Source organism: Tunturibacter gelidoferens (genome assembly GCF_040358255.1).
Classification (GTDB): domain Bacteria; phylum Acidobacteriota; class Terriglobia; order Terriglobales; family Acidobacteriaceae; genus Edaphobacter; species Edaphobacter gelidiferens.
Genome location: NZ_CP132938.1, coordinates 3,308,353 through 3,325,987, shown reverse-complemented (window position 1 = coordinate 3,325,987; position 17,635 = coordinate 3,308,353). Strand labels below are relative to the sequence as shown.

At 57.5% G+C, this 17,635-nt stretch carries 13 protein-coding genes; 9 read left to right on the top strand and 4 right to left on the bottom strand.

Translation table 11 applies throughout. The features are described 5' to 3' along the window. The first annotated feature begins 83 nt into the window (after window positions 1-83). Window positions 84-689: a peptide-methionine (R)-S-oxide reductase MsrB gene (gene msrB, locus RBB81_RS14730; protein WP_179582840.1), complete on the top strand. Its 606-nt coding sequence runs from the start codon at window positions 84-86 to the stop codon at window positions 687-689. Window positions 690-769: 80 nt separating this feature from the next. Here msrB and RBB81_RS14725 read toward each other — a convergent pair whose 3' ends face one another. Both RBB81_RS14725 and RBB81_RS14720 read right to left on the bottom strand, forming a co-directional pair. Next, window positions 770-2,458, bottom strand: coding sequence for a hypothetical protein (locus RBB81_RS14725; RefSeq protein ID WP_246373460.1), 1,689 nt, complete (start codon window positions 2,456-2,458; stop codon window positions 770-772). Beyond that, a complete protein-coding gene (locus RBB81_RS14720; protein WP_246373461.1) occupies window positions 2,406-2,885 on the bottom strand; it encodes a hypothetical protein in 480 nt (159 codons plus the stop codon). The genes RBB81_RS14725 and RBB81_RS14720 overlap by 53 nt, the downstream gene beginning before the upstream one ends. Between RBB81_RS14720 and RBB81_RS14715 the strand changes: the two genes are divergently transcribed. Then, the gene (locus RBB81_RS14715; protein ID WP_353071166.1) at window positions 2,884-5,043 is read left to right on the top strand and encodes a glycoside hydrolase family 20 zincin-like fold domain-containing protein; all 2,160 of its coding nucleotides are present in this window, start codon (window positions 2,884-2,886) and stop codon (window positions 5,041-5,043) included. The two genes, RBB81_RS14720 and RBB81_RS14715, sit on opposite strands and share 2 nt — an antisense overlap. 54 nt (window positions 5,044-5,097) lie before the next feature. After that, window positions 5,098-6,441 (top strand): Hsp70 family protein, encoded by a 1,344-nt coding sequence (locus RBB81_RS14710; protein ID WP_353071165.1) that lies wholly within the window; start codon window positions 5,098-5,100, stop codon window positions 6,439-6,441. Window positions 6,442-6,479: 38 nt separating this feature from the next. Here RBB81_RS14710 and RBB81_RS14705 read toward each other — a convergent pair whose 3' ends face one another. Then, the gene (locus tag RBB81_RS14705) at window positions 6,480-7,400 is read right to left on the bottom strand and encodes a BadF/BadG/BcrA/BcrD ATPase family protein (protein ID WP_353071164.1); all 921 of its coding nucleotides are present in this window, start codon (window positions 7,398-7,400) and stop codon (window positions 6,480-6,482) included. 122 nt (window positions 7,401-7,522) lie between these two features. Between RBB81_RS14705 and RBB81_RS14700 the strand changes: the two genes are divergently transcribed. The 5 genes from RBB81_RS14700 (at window position 7,523) to cobA (ending at window position 15,829) form a co-directional block, all read left to right on the top strand. Then, complete coding sequence (locus RBB81_RS14700; RefSeq protein ID WP_423248086.1) at window positions 7,523-11,647, top strand: sodium:solute symporter family transporter; 4,125 nt, start codon at window positions 7,523-7,525, stop codon at window positions 11,645-11,647. A 115-nt stretch (window positions 11,648-11,762) separates the two neighbouring features. Next, complete coding sequence (phoU, locus tag RBB81_RS14695) at window positions 11,763-12,437, top strand: phosphate signaling complex protein PhoU (protein WP_179582832.1); 675 nt, start codon at window positions 11,763-11,765, stop codon at window positions 12,435-12,437. Window positions 12,438-12,728: 291 nt separating this feature from the next. Next, window positions 12,729-14,453 carry a nitrite/sulfite reductase gene (locus RBB81_RS14690; protein ID WP_353071162.1) on the top strand — a complete coding sequence of 575 codons (1,725 nt, stop codon included), beginning with the start codon at window positions 12,729-12,731 and terminating at the stop codon, window positions 14,451-14,453. A gap of 9 nt (window positions 14,454-14,462) precedes the next feature. Then, a complete protein-coding gene (locus RBB81_RS14685; RefSeq protein WP_353071161.1) occupies window positions 14,463-15,104 on the top strand; it encodes a precorrin-2 dehydrogenase/sirohydrochlorin ferrochelatase family protein in 642 nt (213 codons plus the stop codon). Beyond that, on the top strand, window positions 15,101-15,829 hold the full coding sequence (gene cobA / locus RBB81_RS14680) for a uroporphyrinogen-III C-methyltransferase (RefSeq protein WP_353071160.1): 729 nt from the start codon (window positions 15,101-15,103) through the stop codon (window positions 15,827-15,829). Before RBB81_RS14685 ends, cobA begins: the two co-directional genes overlap by 4 nt. Window positions 15,830-15,856: 27 nt before the next feature. Here the strand turns inward: cobA and RBB81_RS14675 are convergent, their stop codons facing one another. Beyond that, window positions 15,857-16,618 (bottom strand): PEP-CTERM sorting domain-containing protein, encoded by a 762-nt coding sequence (locus tag RBB81_RS14675; RefSeq protein WP_353071159.1) that lies wholly within the window; start codon window positions 16,616-16,618, stop codon window positions 15,857-15,859. A 487-nt stretch (window positions 16,619-17,105) separates the two neighbouring features. Here RBB81_RS14675 and RBB81_RS14670 point away from each other — a divergent pair, with 487 nt between their 5' ends. Then, window positions 17,106-17,624: a hypothetical protein gene (locus tag RBB81_RS14670; protein ID WP_353071158.1), complete on the top strand. Its 519-nt coding sequence runs from the start codon at window positions 17,106-17,108 to the stop codon at window positions 17,622-17,624. The last annotated feature ends 11 nt before the right edge of the window (window positions 17,625-17,635 follow it).

Here is a 17,635-nt window from a genome sequence, read left to right as displayed (position 1 = left end):
TAGCTCGAACAAAAGGTAGGAATCGGTCGCCTGTAACCTTTTTTGATTGCTCCCGTCGCATAGTAGAAGCCTGGGGTCTCCTTATGTTTGATTCGGATGTCAGCCGCGACGATGGTTCCAGGAAGATGACAAGACGAGTGTTTGTGGCCGGCGGCGCTGCGGTTGCGGCCTCTTATGCTGTGCTTGTGATGCGGAGGGCTCCCGGAGTCGAGGCGAGCGTGGCGGTGCATGGGACACCGGGTGAGGTCACGATCGTCAACTTTGGCAATGACGGGAAGAACCTTGGGAAGCAGACGGTTGCAAAGATTGTGAAGCCCGACGGAGAGTGGCTTCGACAGTTGGGCAAGAACTCATTTGAGATCGCGCGGGAGGCGGATACCGAGATGCCCTATTCGGGCGTCAGCCTGAACGAGCATGGAAAAGGTGTCTTTCGTTGCATCTGCTGTGACACCGCGTTGTTCGACTCGCAGACGAAGTTCGAATCCGGCACCGGCTGGCCGAGCTTCTGGGCGCCGATTGCGAAAGAGAATATCGCGGAGGTGGCGGATCGCTCGCTGGGCATAGATCGTACCGAGGTAAAGTGCATGCGTTGCGAGGGGCATTTAGGGCACGTCTTCGACGATGGCCCGGCACCGACGGGACTGCGGTATTGCATGAACTCGGCTTCGATGAAGTTTATGAAAGCTTGAATTGGCGGTCGATTGTCGCTACAGGTTGCGAACGAAAAAAAGGCACCCCGAGGGGTGCCTTTCTCGTGAATCGGCAGCCGTTACGGGATGTAGTAACGGAGGCCGGTGAAGACCATGTTGTTGTTGGCCTTGGGAGCGCCGTAGGTTGCGGTGGAAGAACCGAAGGTACCGCTGGTCAAACCGGCCCAGCCGACCCTTTGGAGGTAGCTGTACTGCACGGTGTACTGCAGACGGCCGTACTTGGGGCTGTTGTAGAAGCGGTAGACGAACTCTCCGGTAAGTTCGGAGACCTGACGGGTTGCGCCCAGGCAGCTTGCAGGCGTACCAGGGTTGTAGGGAGCGGCACCGGCGAGTCCATTGCCGGTAGAGGTAGGCAGTGTCTCGATGCCGCAACCTGCATTGGAGCTGCTGATGGGTGCGTAACCGACGAGCTTGCCGGCATCTGCACCCACGGTGCTGAGGTAGGTGGTGCGCTGCGCGTACTCAGTACCATAGTAGAGGTCGAGATCGAGCTTCTTCTGCGGGTGAAGCTCGAGCGATCCCAGGAACTGGTAGTTCTTGATGGGAGCCAGAGTTCCGTCGGGGTGCACGGTGACATCGGGCAAGGTAGAGGTACCGTAGCGGCCTACTCCGGTGCCGCCAAGGAAGTGAAGGCCGAAGTCCGCATAGTGAGTGATGGGCGTGCGGGCGTTGGCGAAGAAGCCGCCACCAACCTTGGTGTTGTTATTGCCACCTACAGCAGATGGGACGGTGAGGGTCTGGTTGGGGTAGTAGCGGTCGCGGAACCAGCGAGCCAAGCCACCGGCCTCAAAGTGACCGTACTTCGCGTCATAGGCAAACTTGACGATGACATCCGGTGCGACGTTGTTGGAGTAGTTGGCAGTGAGGTTGTAGAGACCGCCGCCTGCGCCTGCGTTGCCGATGAAGAAGTTCGCATTGGCGTTGGTTGCGGAGTAGATGATCTCAGCCTGTTCGACGGCGACTGCGGCGGTAAGTCCACCGATCTTCTGCTGGAACCTTACGCCGGGCTGACGCTCCCAGCTGAAGCCGACATGGTACTGAGAGTCGACGGTCGCGGGCAGAACCTCGGTGCGGTTATCCGTTCCTTTTTTGGTTTCGGTGACGAGCGACCACATCTGACCGCCGGTGAGGGTGAAGCCCTTGTTGGTGGCTACCTGGCCCCAGATCTGGCGCTGGCGCAGGGTGTAGCTGTTGCTCTGATTTTCGTTGCTGGTGGCGCCGGCCGAGAGGAAGTCAGCCTCTACGTAGCCTGACAGCTTGAAGGGGCCGGGGTTTCCGACGAAGAGTGCACCGACGCGGCTTTGACGACCAGAGAAGTTGAACTCACTGGTGTGGGCCTGGGCTGCGCCGGGGTACGGGGTGGCGTTGAAAGGGGTGTTGACGTCGGAGTTGAGTGAACGCTGACGGTAGACACTTTCAATCGCGAAGAAGGCAACCGGAGTGATTTCGACTCCCTTGTAGTGAATTGCCAGAGGCGACTCGATGGCGTCTGTCATCTGCTTCTTCGTGTCGCTAATGGTCTGAGCGAGGCCGACGTTGGTGGTCTTGAGGTCGGTCACGGTGCTGTTGAGGCTGGAGACGGCTTCGGTGTTGGTCGAGAGGCTGGAGCTGAGGCTGTCAGCCTTGGCTGAAGCGCTAGCGGCGGCTGTCTGGGCATCCTGAGCGGATTGCTGAGCGGCCGCAAGCTTCGCGTCCTTATCGGCATTCTGCTGTTTGAGAGCATCGATCTGGGCCTGCTGGCTCAGCATCTGCTCGCGCAGCTCGCGGATCTGGCGTGCCAGCGGGGTCTCGACGGGCGCCTTTTTGTGAACTGGCGTCTTGCTGGTCGTCTTTTTCGTTGCCGTGCTGGTTTGCGCCTGGAGAGATATTGAACTGATAACCAATATCGCCGCCATAGTCGCTCGTAGTTGCTTCGTCATGGAACCTCGCAAAAGTATGAAAAGGCGTAAGGACAACAAGAAAGGGTGCGGGGCGTTTCAGCCCACTCCACATTCTTCCTTTGCTCTTTGAGTAATGCTCACAAAGTCGTGTGAACAGAGGAATAATTTGTGCGGTATTCACGGAGAAAATACGTTTCTCTGTGGATATTTCATGAACTTTGGTGATTTTTTGTTTTTGGTTGAACTGGATAGGTAAACCACGGGGGTGGCAGAACTGATTTACCGTTATCTTCATGCACTTCTCCCGTCTTGGCGCTCTACTGGTGGGCTTTGGCCTTTTTGCTGCTGTCGCTTCGGCACAGTCTTCTATTAAGTTGATTCCGATGCCGCGCGAGATTCATGCGACGGGGGAGGAGGCGCTGACTCATGGCGTGGGCGTTTTTTGCACAGCTCCTTGTGCTGTGGAAGACCGTTTCGCAGCGGACGATCTAACGGCGTCGCTTTTGGCGCGGGGTATTGTGGGTTCGCCGGGCGCGGTTGTGATCGAGCTGGCGCGGGCGAGCGCTCACCCGGAGGTGAAGTTCACCGATGAGATGAGGGCCGAAGGGTATGTGATCACCAAGATCGGGAAGACGCTGACGGTGATTGGGGACTCGGCGGCGGGGGTGTTTTATGGGGCGCAGACGGTCAAGCAGCTGATCGAGGGGAATGGGGAGAGCGCGGTGCTGCATGGGGCCAACGTGAGGGATTGGCCGGCGATGAAGTATCGCGGGCTGGATGATGATTTGTCGCGAGGGCCGGTGACGACGCTGGAGTTTCAGAAGCATCTGATTCGGACGCTGGCGGCTTATAAGGTGAATTTGTACTCGCGTTACTTTGAACATACGCAGCAGTATGCTTCGAATCCGCTGATGGCCCCGCCGGGTGGGAGTGTTTCGGCGGCGGAGGCTCGAGAGCTGGTGGAGTATGCGCGACTTTACCACATCGACGTGGTGCCGGAGCAGGAGGCGTTCGGGCATCTGCACCATAATTTGACGTGGGAGCAGTATCAGCCGCTGGCGGAGACTCCCCATGGTGCAGTGTTGGCGCCGGGACAGCCGGGGTCGATTGAGCTGATCAAGCAGATGTTCACCGAGCTAGCGGCACTGTATCCGGGGCCGTTTTTGCATATCGGCGCGGATGAGACAGTTGATCTGGGACTGGGGCAGACTAAGGCGGACGTGGATTCTCGGGGGCTTGGAGCAGTTTATCTGGATTTTCTGCAGCGGATTGTGGCCGAGTTGAAACCGCTGAATCGCAGGTTCCTGTTCTGGGGGGATATCGCGCAGGATTCGCCCGATCTGCTGAAGGATCTGCCGCAGTCGTTCAAGGATTCCACGATTGCGGTTGCGTGGGTGTACAGCCCGGAGGCTCGTGGCTATGACCGGTTTTTGACTCCGTTTACGAATGCGGGGATGGAGACCTGGGTGGCTCCGAGTGTGAACAACTTTCGCAAGGTGTATCCGAACAACAACTATGCGCTGGCGAATATTCAGCGGTTTACGGCCGATGGGCAGCGGCTGGGGTCGACGGGACAGCTGAACACGATCTGGAATGATGACGGGGAGGGGCTCTTCAATCAGGATTGGTATGGGATTCTGTTCGGCGCGGCGGCGGCGTGGCAGAAGGGAGAGTCTTCCATCCCTGACTTTCAGAACGCTTACGCCCAGGTGTTTCATGGAGACGCGACGGGGGATCTGAATGAGGCGCAGAAGGAGATGATGCTGGCGCACTCTGTGTTGAAGGACCAGGCGAAGGAGGGGGATGGAACCAACAGCATCTTCTGGCTGGACCCGATGTCGAAGGATGGGTTGAGGATTGGGGCGCAGGTGCTTCCGTTTGCGCATGAGCTGCGGCTGCATGCGGAACGAGCGCTGACTCTGATTGCACAGGCGAGAGCAGCCGCGCCCGCGGCGCCAGGAGTTTCGACGGGGCCCAAGACTTATGATCCTGCGGACTCTTATCCCAGCGCGGCTACGACGCTCCGGGAGACTGCAGCGATCGACGCGCTTGAATTCGGCGCTCGGCGCATGGATCTGATCGGGTTGAAGTTTCAGCTGTCTGAGGAGATTGCGGAGGGTTATGAACGCGCTTATGCAATGCAGAACACGACGGACAAGAAGCAGCGCTTGAACGTAAGTCGTGAACTCTCGGATATCAACGGGGTGAATGGCCGGATTCAGGATTTCATTGACGCCTATTCCTTGCTGCGGGATTTGTACGAGCAGGCTTGGTATCGCTCAAATCGCGCGTATGCGTTGCGGCCCGTGCTGGAGCACTACGACTATACGGTTGGAATCTGGGAAGGCCGCAGTGACAGACTTCGGAGTGCGCAACGTCAGTGGTCGGACACTCACACGCTTCCGCCGGCCGCCGATCTGGGTATACCTCCACCAGCTCCTGCTGCAAAGTAAGTATCTGTGGAGGCGGTAGCGCTGAGGTCGGAATATCTGGCAATCTAGAAGATCATGCTTTCGACGGACTCCATCGGCCCCTCACTCGGTATTGATTTCGGCACTACGAACAGCTCCATTGCGTTTACTTGCGACAGTAGCGAGGTGGAGCTGGTCTCCTTCCCTTCGGGAGCCGCCACAACGGAGTCATTCCGCTCCGTACTGTATTTGGAGCAACAGAGACATGCGAGTCGCACGCAGATTAAAGGATTCACCGGGCCGCAGGCGATCGAGCACTATCTTCATGCCGAGCATAAGGGCCGGCTGATTCAATCTCTCAAGTCCTATCTCACCAGCCGAACGTTGACTGCGACTGAAGTTTTTGGACGGCGTTATACCATTGAAGACCTGATCGCTCGCATCCTCACCGATCTTAGATTGTCTGCCGAACGGCAGTTCGGGCGTCCTGTGCGCCAGGCCACCGTGGGTCGGCCGGTTCGGTTCGTCGGTGCGGAGAGTGTGGAAGATGACGATTTTGCCGTGCAGCGACTTAGAAAAGCGTTTGTTCATGCTGGTTTTGAGTCGGTCGAGTTCGAGATGGAGCCGATTGCGGCGGCTTACGCGTACGAGTCCACGCTAGATCACGATGAGCTGATTCTGATTGGAGACTTCGGCGGGGGTACGAGCGATTTCTCGTTGCTCCATGTTGGGCCAGGCGTTCGCGCGCGAGGTCGAACGGCGAAGGATCTTCTGGGTAACAGTGGATTGGGACTCGCGGGCGATAGCTTCGATGCACGAATTGTTCGCAAGCTAGTGTCTCCAGCGTTGGGATCAGACAGCTTTGAACGGTCCTACGCGCAGGCTCCGGACCGTCCGGCAAGCATCATTCCGGCGGCGCCGGCCTGGATCTACGCCAACCTCGAGCGGTGGCATTATCTTTCATTTCTGAAGACGCGAAACGTGGCGGAGATCCTAAAGAGTGCACGCGCCCGGGCGCAGGAGCCAAAGAAGATCGAAGCGCTCATCAATCTGATCGAAGAGGATCTTGGATACCAGCTTCATCAGGCTGTCCAACGTTTGAAGGTTGATCTGTCGCATCATGAATCTGCTGAGTTTCGTTTTCGCGATGGCAGCATGGATCTTGTTGCGACGGTAGAGCGCACGGAATTTGAAGGCTGGATTGCGGAAGACCTGCAGTCGATTGAGCGGTGCGTCGATACGCTCCTGGCGACCAGCAACATTGCTGCGCTCGAGGTAGACCGAGTATTCCTGACTGGAGGAACCAGCTTCGTGCCTGCGGTTCGTCGCATCTTCGAATCACGGTTTGGTGCATCGCGTGTGCGAAGTGGGAATGAGTTTACGTCAGTCGCGCGGGGGCTAGCGCTGCGAGCTGAGGAGGTTCGTCTAACGGCACTCTAATGCTGTTGCTGAGACGGGTCGCTACTTGGGAAAAGGCACTAGGAAACCAGCTTCCCTGCTTCCCTTGCCCGCCAGAGCGCGCCTTCCAGAGAATCGACAACGCCTTCCATGACTTTGACACTGGGCGAGGATGTTTTGAGGGCCGCTATCATCGCTGCGCGAACAAGTGCGATGTGCTCGAGGATGCTTCCGGTGTAGGCTGCTTCGATCTTGCGTCTGCCACCGGACTCCTTCATCTTCAAGGCGACAAGAGCTACCTGCTCCGCAAGCTCTACGCCTGCGCGCTCGAGGATGGCGATGGCGAGTTCATCCCCGGCCTCCGCACATCGTACGATGACCGGAACGAGCGCTGGAAGATCTGGACCGGGGCGGACATTGGCCATCTCTACTATTTCGCCGAGAGATTTGAGTCCCCAGAATTCACCGATGTCGGCGAGCAGGGTGGTCGCGATGCCGCGATCCTTGGCCCAAAATCCGGCGCGCAGAGCCTCCTGCCCGATCCAAAAACCGGAGCCTTCGTCGCCAAGGGCCGGTCCCCACCCGCCAGCCTGATAGATGGCTCCGTCCGCCGCGCGACCCATGATGTTGGAGCCTGTGCCGGCGATGATGAGAATGCCAGGACCGCCGCGAAAGGCGCCGTAGAGGGCGATTTCTTCATCCCCTACGAGATGCAGGTCGCCTCCGACGAGGGCTCCGATCTCACGTTCGGCCCACTCGCGAACGGCGTCGATGGATAGACCAGCGAGTCCGACACAGGTGTGCGAGACTTCGCCCAGGCTTAGGCTGGCTACCTGAGAGATCTCTGCCAGCATCGCTCGAAGTCGAGAAGAGGCTTCGGCTTCGCTGACGCGCATGAGCTTAACGCTTCCGGTGGCGGCGCGGCCCAGGATCTTCGTCTCATCTGCCAGGAGACATCGTGTCTTGGTACCGCCTGCATCGATCGCCAGAAACAGAGCCATAGCCTGAAATGATATGTCAGGTTCCGGGCCGCCGACGCCTCTCCGGGTGCAACCTTCGTTCGGAGCATCCGATGGAAGAGGCATGCTGCGTGCGGGCGCGCCGTCGCTATACACTTGCACGAATGCATGCTGCCGCACTTCCAACGCGCCTTCATCCCTTCGACCTCGGTCTGATTGTCGTCTACCTGATTGGTATCACGCTGTTTGGGCTTCGCTTTCGGAGTAGTAAAGATCCGAATGCGAGATCGCTGCGCAGTTATTTTCTGGCTGACCAGACGATTCCATGGTGGGCGATTGCGCTGTCGATCGTCTCTGCGGAGACGAGTACGCTGACGATCATCAGTATCCCGGGTGTGGCGTTTGCAGGGGACTTCGGATTTCTGCAGATTGTTATCGGTTATATGCTGGGCCGCGTGGTGGTGGCGTTGATCTTTCTGCCGAAGTATTTTGAAGGGCGAATGCTAACCGCATATCAGCTGATCGATCAACGCTTCGGGCATACGTTGCACAAGGTAACGGCAGGATTGTTTCTATTGACGCGAGCAGCGGCAGAGGGAGTGCGGGTGTTCGCGGTGAGCATCGTGGTGGGGATCGCGATTGGGACGCGGGATGTGCTGTCGATCGGGATTATCTCTGCGCTTACGCTGCTGTATACGTTCGAGGGCGGAATGGCGGCGGTGATCTGGACCGATGTGGTGCAGATGGCAATCTACATTGGGGGAACGATCGTTGCGATCTTTACGCTGGGGACGCATGTACCGGGGGGATGGTCGCAGATCCACGAAGTTGCAGCCGCGGCAGGCAAGTTTCGACTCTTTCACTTCGCGCTGAACCTGACGCAGAGCTATACCTTTTGGGCCGGTGTACTGGGGGGAACGTTTCTGACGATGGCGTCGCATGGCACCGATCAGTTGATGGTGCAGCGGATGTTGGCGGCGAGGAACCTGCGCGAGTCACGGCTGGCGCTACTTGCGAGCGGAGCTGTGATCTTTTTGCAGTTCACGCTTTTTCTGCTGATTGGCGTGGGGTTGTATGTCTTCTACGGGCTGCATCCGGCAGTGTTCGCTTCGGCAGATCGAATCTTCCCTACTTTCATCGTGCGGGAGATGCCGCTTGGGATTGCGGGGCTGCTGGTGGCGGCGATTCTTGCGGCTGCGATGTCGAACTTGAGCGCGGCGTTGAACTCACTCTCCTCGACGACGGTGGTGGATTTCTATATGCACTGGCGGCCGGCGGCGGATGACCGCGAACGGATGATGATCTCGCGCTCCAGCACTGTTGTATGGGCGTTGGTGCTGTTTGGAGTCGCGATGTATAGCGTGTTCGCTGGTGGGAAGGGCCACGTGGTGGAGGTGGGATTGTCGATTGCTTCTGTAGCCTATGGTGCTTTGCTCGGCGTGTTCTTGCTGGGTACATTGACTCGCTACGCTACGCAGACGGGAGCGATTCTAGGAATGATCTGCGGGTTCGCGCTGAATCTTTTGCTGTGGCTCTCTCCGGGCGTGATCAAGGTTGGACCGATCACGATTCCGCATATCGCGTTTACCTGGTATGTCCTGATCGGCTCGATCGTTACGTTCGTGGTTGGTTCGATTGGCAGCGTTTTGTTTAAGGGAGGCAGGACCGCAGAGGGGCGAAGAACGCGCATCGCGAAGGTTGCCGGCTTGGTGCTCGCGTGTTTCATTCCGTTTTTATTTTGTTCGCGCGCAGCCGCCGATGACGCTCAGGAGACTGCTGCGCACGAAACCTACGAGTTCAGCGCGGTTTCGACGCTTGTGAATGAGGCGATCACAGCGAAGAAGCTGCCGGGTGCAGTGGTGCTCGTCAATCACGATGGAAGAACTGTGTTCGAGAAGGCTTATGGGAATCGTGCGCTTGAACCTGCTGTGGAGCCGATGACGGAAGATACGGTCTTCGATATGGCTTCGCTGACGAAGTGTCTGGCTACGGCGACGGCGGTGATGCAGCTTTATGAGGCGCATAAGCTTCAGTTCGACGATCCGGTGGCGAAGTATCTACCGGAGTTCGCGGTTAATGGGAAGCAGGCGGTTACGATTCGGGAGTTGCTGACGCACTACTCGGGTTTGCCGGAGGATATCGAGCTGAAGGATGCGTGGGGGTTGGCTGCTCCGGATAAAGCGGAGGGGATTCGGCGGGCGATGAATGCCGCGCTGGAGACTGTGCCGGGAACGCACTTCAAGTATTCGGATATTAACTTCATTACTTTAGGGGCGCTGGTAGAGAGGATCAGTGGGCGACCGCTCGAAGAGTATGCGCAGGAGCATATCTTTTCTCCACTCGGGATGACTCATACCCGGTTTCATGCCTTCTCTGCGATGTGTGGTCATGGAGAAATACTTGGAGCTGCGGTGTTGATGCCGAAGGCTCAACCCGCCCTTCTAGACTGCTACAATCAATCTCCTGCGCCATGGATAGCTGGAGTGGAGATTCCAAGGACAGCACCTACGGCTTATGACGATCAGGGTACGGCGGCTACGAATCCTGACTTTGGCAGAATGTTGCGCGGGACTGTGCATGATCCGACGACTCGGCGGATGGGTGGAGTTGCGGGGCATGCGGGAGTTTTTTCTACGGCGGCGGATGTTTCGTTGTTTGCGCAGGCTCTGTTGGACCGGCTTGCGGGGAGGGCGAGCAACTTTCCCTTGAGTCAGGCGACACTCAAGCTGATGACGCAGCCGGAGCAGCCGTCTACCGCGGTGACTGGGGCAACGATCTTTACGCCAGATGGAAAGACTACAACCGGTGTAGCGGCGCGGGGATTTGGCTGGGACATCAACTCGGCGTTTTCGCGGCCGCGGGGCGAGGTGTTTCCGATTGGGAGCTTCGGGCATACGGGGTTTACGGGGACATCTCTTTGGATGGATCCGGAGAGCGACAGCTTCGTCGTCATTCTGTCGAATGCGATTCATCCGCGTGGGGAGCCGCCAATCTCGGTGCTGCGGGGACAAGTGGCTTCTGCTGCGGCTCGGGCGTTGCGAGTTGGCGTGGAAAGTCCGACCACGATTGCAAGCACCCAGACGCTGACCGGAGTTGATGTGCTTGAGGCCAGTCACTTCGAGGTTTTGGCACAGGCTGCGAAACGTCATGGCGATCACCTGAGGCTGGGGTTGCTGACGAACCAGACCGGACTCGACCGCGAAGGCAGACGGACAATCGACATCCTGCAGCACAGTCTGCCGGAGGTTGAGCTGAAGACGTTGTTCTCTCCTGAGCATGGCCTTCTGGGGACCAAGGATATTGTGAAGATCGCCAATGATGTGGACCCTGCAACCAGGCTTCCGATACTAAGTCTGTATGGCGCGAAGCCTGAACAACGCCGCCCGAGCCTCGAGTCCCTGAGAGATCTTGATGCTGTGGTGATTGATCTGCAGGACGTGGGAGTTCGGTTCTTTACCTATGAAACGTTGGTTGGATACTTTCTCGAGGCGGCGGCGCAGGCTCATATCGAGATTATTTTGCTCGATCGTCCGAATCCAAACGGCGGTATAGCGGTACAGGGACCGGTGTCTGATGCGGGGGCGGAGTCCTATAACAACTACATGCCGATGCCCGTTCGTAATGGCATGACTCTCGGGGAGCTTGCTCTCTACTTCAACAGCGAACGACGAATCCCGGGTCCAACTTCTCCAAACATTTTGCTCCCCATTCATGCGCAGCTCATCGTTGTGCCAATGCAGAACTGGTCTCGGGCACAGTACTTCGATGAGACCGGGCTGAAGTGGACAAATCCGAGCCCAAATCTACGCAGTCCGACGGCGGCTATACTGTATCCCGCCGTGGGTTTGGCTGAGATGACCAACATCTCTGTTGGTCGCGGAACGGACAAACCGTATGAGCATATTGGCGCACCGTACATCAATGCGCCAGAGTTGGCAGCTTACCTGACCGCGCGAAAGATTCCAGGTGTGAGTTTCACGCCGACTAACTTTGCGGTTGCGGAGGATTCCAACCACTATCCATCTCATGGGAAGACTATCTCTGGGATCGCATTTACCGTAACCGACCGAAGTGCGTTCAACTCGCCTGAGATGGGAATCGAACTGATCAGCGCGTTGCATCACCTCTATCCAGAGTTTCAGCTGGCAAAGGCTGCGTATCTGGTGACGAACGTGGATACGATGCAGGCGCTGACGAACATGGACGATCCAAGTAAGATCGCAGCTGGATGGGCGGCGGACCTGGCTACTTTTGAGCGCCATCGCCAAAGCTACTTGCTTTACAAGTAGTCCGCTCGTGACACGAATTGTGTACCACGCGCGCAACCGGAAGTCGCAATATTCATTGGTCTCTTCGCTTTATTTACGTCACAATAGTAGAACGGCCTTAGATCGAGGGACCCCGATGCCCCGCATAAATTTTCAACAGCAATTGGTAGCTCTCAAAGACAAGCTTCTCGCCATGGCGGCGCTCTCGCAGCAGGCTCTCTCCTTGTCGTTAGAGGCTTATCTGACCGGAGATCTGAGCCTTTGCGACCATGTGAAGGAGATCGAAGCGGCGATCAACGCGGCGGAACGTGACGTGGATGAGATGGCGTATGACCTGCTGGCTAAAGAGCAGCCTATGGCGATCGACCTTCGCTTCATTCTGTCAGTGATTAAGATCAACGGCGACCTGGAACGAATCGGGGACCAGGCGACCAACATTGCTTCTCGTACCCAGTACCTGCATGACTCGCCGAAGATCTCCCTGCCGATCGATATCCCCGATATGGGCGAGAAAGTTGGAGTTATGATCCGCCGGGCGATTCAATCGCTGCTGGAGGCGGACGCCAGGCTTGCGGAGTCTGTGCTGGCAATGGACGATGAGATCGACGATATGAACCGCGACGTTCAGAATGAGTTGATCGAGGTGATGCAACAGCATCCGGTGGTCAGTGGACAGGCTTTGAATGCGATCATCATCTCGCGTAACCTGGAGCGCGCAGCAGACCACGCCACCAACATCGCCGAGGATGTAATTTTCTGGATTCGTGGTTCGGATGTCCGGCACAAGCTTTCACTCGCGGAAGCAGACTAGGTTCTGAGCCCGGCTGAAATTTGCAGCAGGGGCGCTCCCAAGCGATCGCAGGCTGATATGTGGTCGCCTGCTTGACGTGTGGTTCTATGACAACTAACCTTAGAGTTATGGTGAGTTTGACTCCGCATGTATCAGTCGCTTGTCGGGCATGTTGTCGCGACCGCGTGCGTTGTTGTCTTTGCCTGAGCGGCGGACTTAGCTGATAAGTCCCCACTTTTCTTAGCAAAGCCACCAGCGCCCACTGACACAGTGGGCTTTCTTGTTTCTGCCCCCCAACAAAGGACATTCATCATGAGCACCGCCGGTATACCCGCCGCCAAAGAGACCAAAGCACAAAAGTCCGAACGTCTGAAGCTGGAGAAAAATCCGTGGGAGGCGTGGGAGGAGGTTCGCCGGTTTGCCAAAGAAGGCAGAGAATCGGTGCTTCCGGAGTGGGCGAACCTCTACTTCAAATGGTGGGGGATTTATACACAGGGTGATGGTGTGGGAGTTACTGGAGGTGTCGGCGGCGAGGGTAAGGCCACCGAGTACTTCATGATGCGCATCGGCCTGCCGAACGGCATTCTGACCAGTGCTCAGTTGCGTGTCATTGCAGACCTTACGAAGAAGTACGCACGAGATCTAGCGGATATTACGACGCGGCAAAATATACAACTGCACTGGCTGACCATTGAGGCATTACCTGAGGTGGTTGATGCGCTTACTGCAGTTGGGCTCAGCCCAAAGGGTGCGTGTGGTGATGTAGTTCGCAACGTGACCGGCTGCCCGCTCGCCGGAATCGATGGACACGAGCTTATCGACGCTTCACCGCTAGCTGTGGAGATTGCGCACAAGCTCACGGCGAATCCTGACTTCTACAACCTGCCACGCAAGTTCAAAATCTCTGTGACCGGCTGCCCACTGTGGTGCTCGTACCCGGAGATCAATGACGTTGCGCTGACCGCAATCAAGCGTACTGTCAATGGCAAGGAAGAGATTGGCTACACGTTGCGGGTGGGGGGAGGCCTGTCGACAGAGCCGCATCTTGCAGTACGTATTCCGGCGTTTATCCAGCAAGATCAGGCCTACGCGGCTGTGCATGCTACGGCTGAGATCTTCCGTGAGCAGCAGGAGCTTCGTGAAAACCGCACTCGAGCTCGCATCAAGTATCTTTTTATGTGGCATGGCTGGACTGCGGCGTCCTTCCTGGACGCATTAGAGGCCAAGCTGGGTTATAAATTGGATCCTAGTCCTGTCACTGAAGATGTGATCCCTGATGATGTCTATCGCGATCACATTGGCATCGCGCCACAGCGTCAGGCTGGTTTGTCGTCGGTGGGAGCCAGTGTATTGCGTGGTCGCATCTCGGGTGAGCAACTTCATCAACTGGCTGAGTTGGCCGATCAGTATGGCAGCGGAGAACTTCGCACGACGATCATGCAAAACATCCTCATCATCAATGTGCCGAACGAGAAAGCGGCGGCTCTGGTACTGGCATTGAATGGGATGGAACTACACGTGGATGTTTCAGCCTTTTGGCGGGGAGCGATAGCCTGCACCGGCACCGAATTTTGCAAGCTGGCGATTGCGGAGACGAAGGGCTTTTCGCAATGGCTGGTCAGTGAGATGGAAGAGCGACTTCCCGGCTTCGACCAACAGATCAAGCTCCACGTGACCGGTTGCACCAACAGCTGCGGACAGCACTGGATTGCTGATATTGGGCTTGAGGGCAAGAAGATCAAGAAAGACGGGAGATCGGTGGATGCCTTCTATTTCTGCGTCGGTGGAGCGGTCGGTAAGTTTGCCCGGACCGCTCGACCCTTAGGCTATCGCGCTGCCGCGGAAGATGTTCCGGACGCTATCGAGCGGTTGTTACGCGGATATCTTGAGGCTCGTCGGCCGGAAGAAGATCTGCGAGCTTACTTTGCCCGCACAGATGACGACAGCCTTCGCGCTCAACTTGCGGGTACGGTTGTCGATCCAGTGGAACGCGACGCTCCGCCGGTCGGTGCGGGCCGTCACGCGCCGGGGGAGTAGCCTAGTTCCATGGATCTTTTTCCTATCTTTCTGAAGATTGCTGCCCGGCCGTGCGTCGTGGTTGGGGCCGGAAATCTTGCTGAAGCCAAGATCGACTCACTGCTGGCAGCTCACGCCAAGGTGACGGTGATTGCGCCGGGAGCCCGTCCTCGCGTCGTTGAGATGGCGGCAGCAGGCGAGATCGAATGGCTGCGCCGAGATTACATTGCAGGCGACCTATCGGGGCAGTTCCTTGTGGTCGCCGCGACCGATAATCCTGCGGTAAACAGAGCTGTCTTTGAGGAGGCGATCGAGAACGACATCCTCTGCAACGCAGTGGACGATCCACCGTTCTGCGATTTTTATTTTCCTTCTGTGGTGCGGCGAGGCGATCTGCAAATCGCTATTTCGACCGCCGGGGCGAGTCCCGCGCTGGCCCAGAGGCTGCGCAAAGAGATCAATGCGCAACTACCGCTCGACGTTGGCGACTGGCTTACCGACCTCGGTAATCTGCGGCGCGAGGTGACACAGGTAGAGCCGCTAAATGAAGAACGGAAGTTGCTGCTTCACCAACTCGCGCAGCGTGAGGTATGCGGTTATGAGGCCTGCCCGTCTCGTTTGATTGCCCGCGAACATGCTTTGAAGAATCCATTACCTGAGAAGAAATCGTGAATGTTGCTGCCCAGCCTGGAACCGTCTACTTAGCAGGTGCAGGACCCGGTGATCCGAACCTGCTTACACTTCGGGTCCTTCGGCTGCTTGAAACCGCAGATCTGATACTGCCTGACGATCTAGTCTCTGCTGAGATCTTGTCCCTGGCTCATGCGCGGGCTGAGGTTATACCGGTCGGGAAGCGGTGCGGGCAGCCGCGTATTACGCAGGCTGAGATTCACGTTCTTATGCTGGAAGCGGCGCGGAGTGGCAGGTCCGTGCTGCGACTCAAGTCAGGGGATCCGCTGATCTTCGGGCGGGCGGGTGAGGAGATTGGTGCGCTGCGTGGGGCGAAGATTCCGTTCGAGATCGTCCCCGGCATTACGACTGCGTTTGCTGCTGCCGCAAGGCTAAAGACGCCGTTGACGGATCGTAGCGCAGCTTCAAAGTTGATTCTAGCTACGGCGCACCATGCAGCGGAGAAGTTGGAGTTGACGCCGAAGTGGGCGGGAGCTCTCCCTGAGGACGCTACTTTGGTGATCTATATGCCGGGCCGCAGATTTCGCGCGTTGGCTGAGGATCTTATCTCCTCCGGGATCGCTGGCGAGACACCGTGTGTTGCGATCAGCAAGGCGACCACTCTCGATGAGCATGTTTACAGTACGACCCTTGCCCGACTCGACGATGGGGCTGTTGGTCCAGCGCCGGTAATCCTGCTGATTGGCAATGCCATTCAGGTACCGTAGCAGGTCACAGGCAGTTGAGAGACAATCTTAGGCTTTGAATCTGCGGCGAATCGCACCGGCTGCGCCGACTACTCCGGTCAGCACGAGGACGTAGCTGGAAGGCTCTGGAACAACCGGAATCGTCGGAGGAGGCGCACTCGGGGTACCGGGAGTTCCAGGCAGCCCGGGTGTGCCTGGTGTTCCGGGGGTTCCGGGGGTTCCTGGTGTTCCGGGTGTACCGGGAGTTCCGGTGGTACCGGGAGGAACCGTCACCCCTTTTCCGGGAGTGCCGGGTCCGACTCCACCGCCGCCGAAGCCTGGGAAGTAGACGGGTGGGCCGCCTTGCGATGGAGTCTCCGGGGAGACACCTTCATAGGAAGGAGGAGGTGGAACGTCATTGGCGGCAACCATCTCGCCGAGACCGGATGGCAGCAGATCTATACCGTCGTTGGGACGGAGTTTGGAGTGGAAGGGAGCAGGTGTCTCCTCTGCCACGAGAGGCTCATCGCCGCCACCGTCGGGTAGAACGCCGCACGCCAGGTTGATGCGGTGGAGCGTCTGCGGGCGGGTCATGCGGGGACCACTTGCGACGGCAGGAACAAGCTTCGGCTTCGGCTGAACCTGGATCTTGCCCTGGGCGTACAGCTTGGCGCGACGCTTTGCAGCAGCGATGCGCTGGAGCTGACGGGAGTGCGCCAGTTCGTGGCGATAAGCGACAAACCACCGCTCGCAGTCGGTCGATGCGCTTACGCATGATGCAGATACACTGACAAAGATCACCAGAAGCAGAAGATAGGCAAAGCGACGCATAGTTCACCCTAGGGAAGTTCTCGTCCTTGTAATAAGGCTTGGACGAACGTTGATGCTAGTGCAATCAGTGGGCCAAAGCAGATGGATTCGTTCAACCTGCTAGATATTGCAGTATTCCAGTAAAACCTTTGCACAGTTGGGAATATATTACCCTGTACTAGGGAATTGTTTTCTCTTTTTCTCTCTTTTTATTTATCAAATGGGAGAATTCCATCAAGACCGATCCTCATTCTTCATAGATCGGGTCACGGCGTAGTTGTGTTGGACCACCAGTTGACCTCGGCCGATTTGAAAAAGAACGGTGCGTGGTGGTTCCGCAACTGTTTGCACCCCTGATTGCACGCCGGCCACCAAATTGCGCTTGAACACAACATTTTCTCCAGTTTTGCGTTCTTATAGATCAGGATGCCGGGCCGTCTTCAAAGTACCGGATCCCGCAAGGCCACTGACGCCTGACGGCGTACTGGGCTTCGCTCAGGAGATTGAAATGCGCTTTCTACGCTACCTCGCTTTGCTCGCTATTCTGATCGTTCCGGCAGCGGCTTACTCCCACGCCCAAGTCTCAGTTGGTGTCGGCATCGGTGGCCCCGTATATGGAGGCTACGGCTATGCCGCGCCGGTATGCTCGTACGGATACTACGGCTACTACCCCTATGCCTGCGCTCCTTACGGCTACTATGGCCCCTCGTGGTTTAGCGGCGGATTCTTCATCGGTGCCGGTCCGTGGTATCGGGGTGGCTACTACGGATATCGTGGCGGCTATGGATACGGATATCGCGGCGGTTACGGTTACGGTTATCGTGGCGGTGTTGGATACCGCGGAGGCTACGGATACCGTGGCGGCTACGGCGGTGGATACCACGGTGGCGGCTATGGCGGCGGATATCGTGGCGCCTCCGTTGGCGGATACCACGGTGGTGGAGGCGGAGGAGGCTTCCATGGCGGTGGTGGTGGTGGCGGATTCCACGGTGGCGGAGGCGGTCACGGTGGTGGTGGACACCGGTAACGGTTGGTACG

Coding starts and splice junctions, on each gene's coding strand:
- msrB (WP_179582840.1), top strand. CDS start 84: ATGTTTGATTCGGATGTCAGCCGCGACGATGGTTCCAGGAAGATGACA.
- RBB81_RS14725 (WP_246373460.1), bottom strand. CDS start 2,458: ATGCTGAGCCAGCAGGCCCAGATCGATGCTCTCAAACAGCAGAATGCC.
- RBB81_RS14715 (WP_353071166.1), top strand. CDS start 2,884: ATGCACTTCTCCCGTCTTGGCGCTCTACTGGTGGGCTTTGGCCTTTTT.
- RBB81_RS14720 (WP_246373461.1), bottom strand. CDS start 2,885: ATGAAGATAACGGTAAATCAGTTCTGCCACCCCCGTGGTTTACCTATC.
- RBB81_RS14710 (WP_353071165.1), top strand. CDS start 5,098: ATGCTTTCGACGGACTCCATCGGCCCCTCACTCGGTATTGATTTCGGC.
- RBB81_RS14705 (WP_353071164.1), bottom strand. CDS start 7,400: ATGGCTCTGTTTCTGGCGATCGATGCAGGCGGTACCAAGACACGATGT.
- RBB81_RS14700 (WP_423248086.1), top strand. CDS start 7,523: ATGCATGCTGCCGCACTTCCAACGCGCCTTCATCCCTTCGACCTCGGT.
- phoU (WP_179582832.1), top strand. CDS start 11,763: ATGCCCCGCATAAATTTTCAACAGCAATTGGTAGCTCTCAAAGACAAG.
- RBB81_RS14690 (WP_353071162.1), top strand. CDS start 12,729: ATGAGCACCGCCGGTATACCCGCCGCCAAAGAGACCAAAGCACAAAAG.
- RBB81_RS14685 (WP_353071161.1), top strand. CDS start 14,463: ATGGATCTTTTTCCTATCTTTCTGAAGATTGCTGCCCGGCCGTGCGTC.
- RBB81_RS14675 (WP_353071159.1), bottom strand. CDS start 16,618: ATGCGTCGCTTTGCCTATCTTCTGCTTCTGGTGATCTTTGTCAGTGTA.
- RBB81_RS14670 (WP_353071158.1), top strand. CDS start 17,106: ATGCGCTTTCTACGCTACCTCGCTTTGCTCGCTATTCTGATCGTTCCG.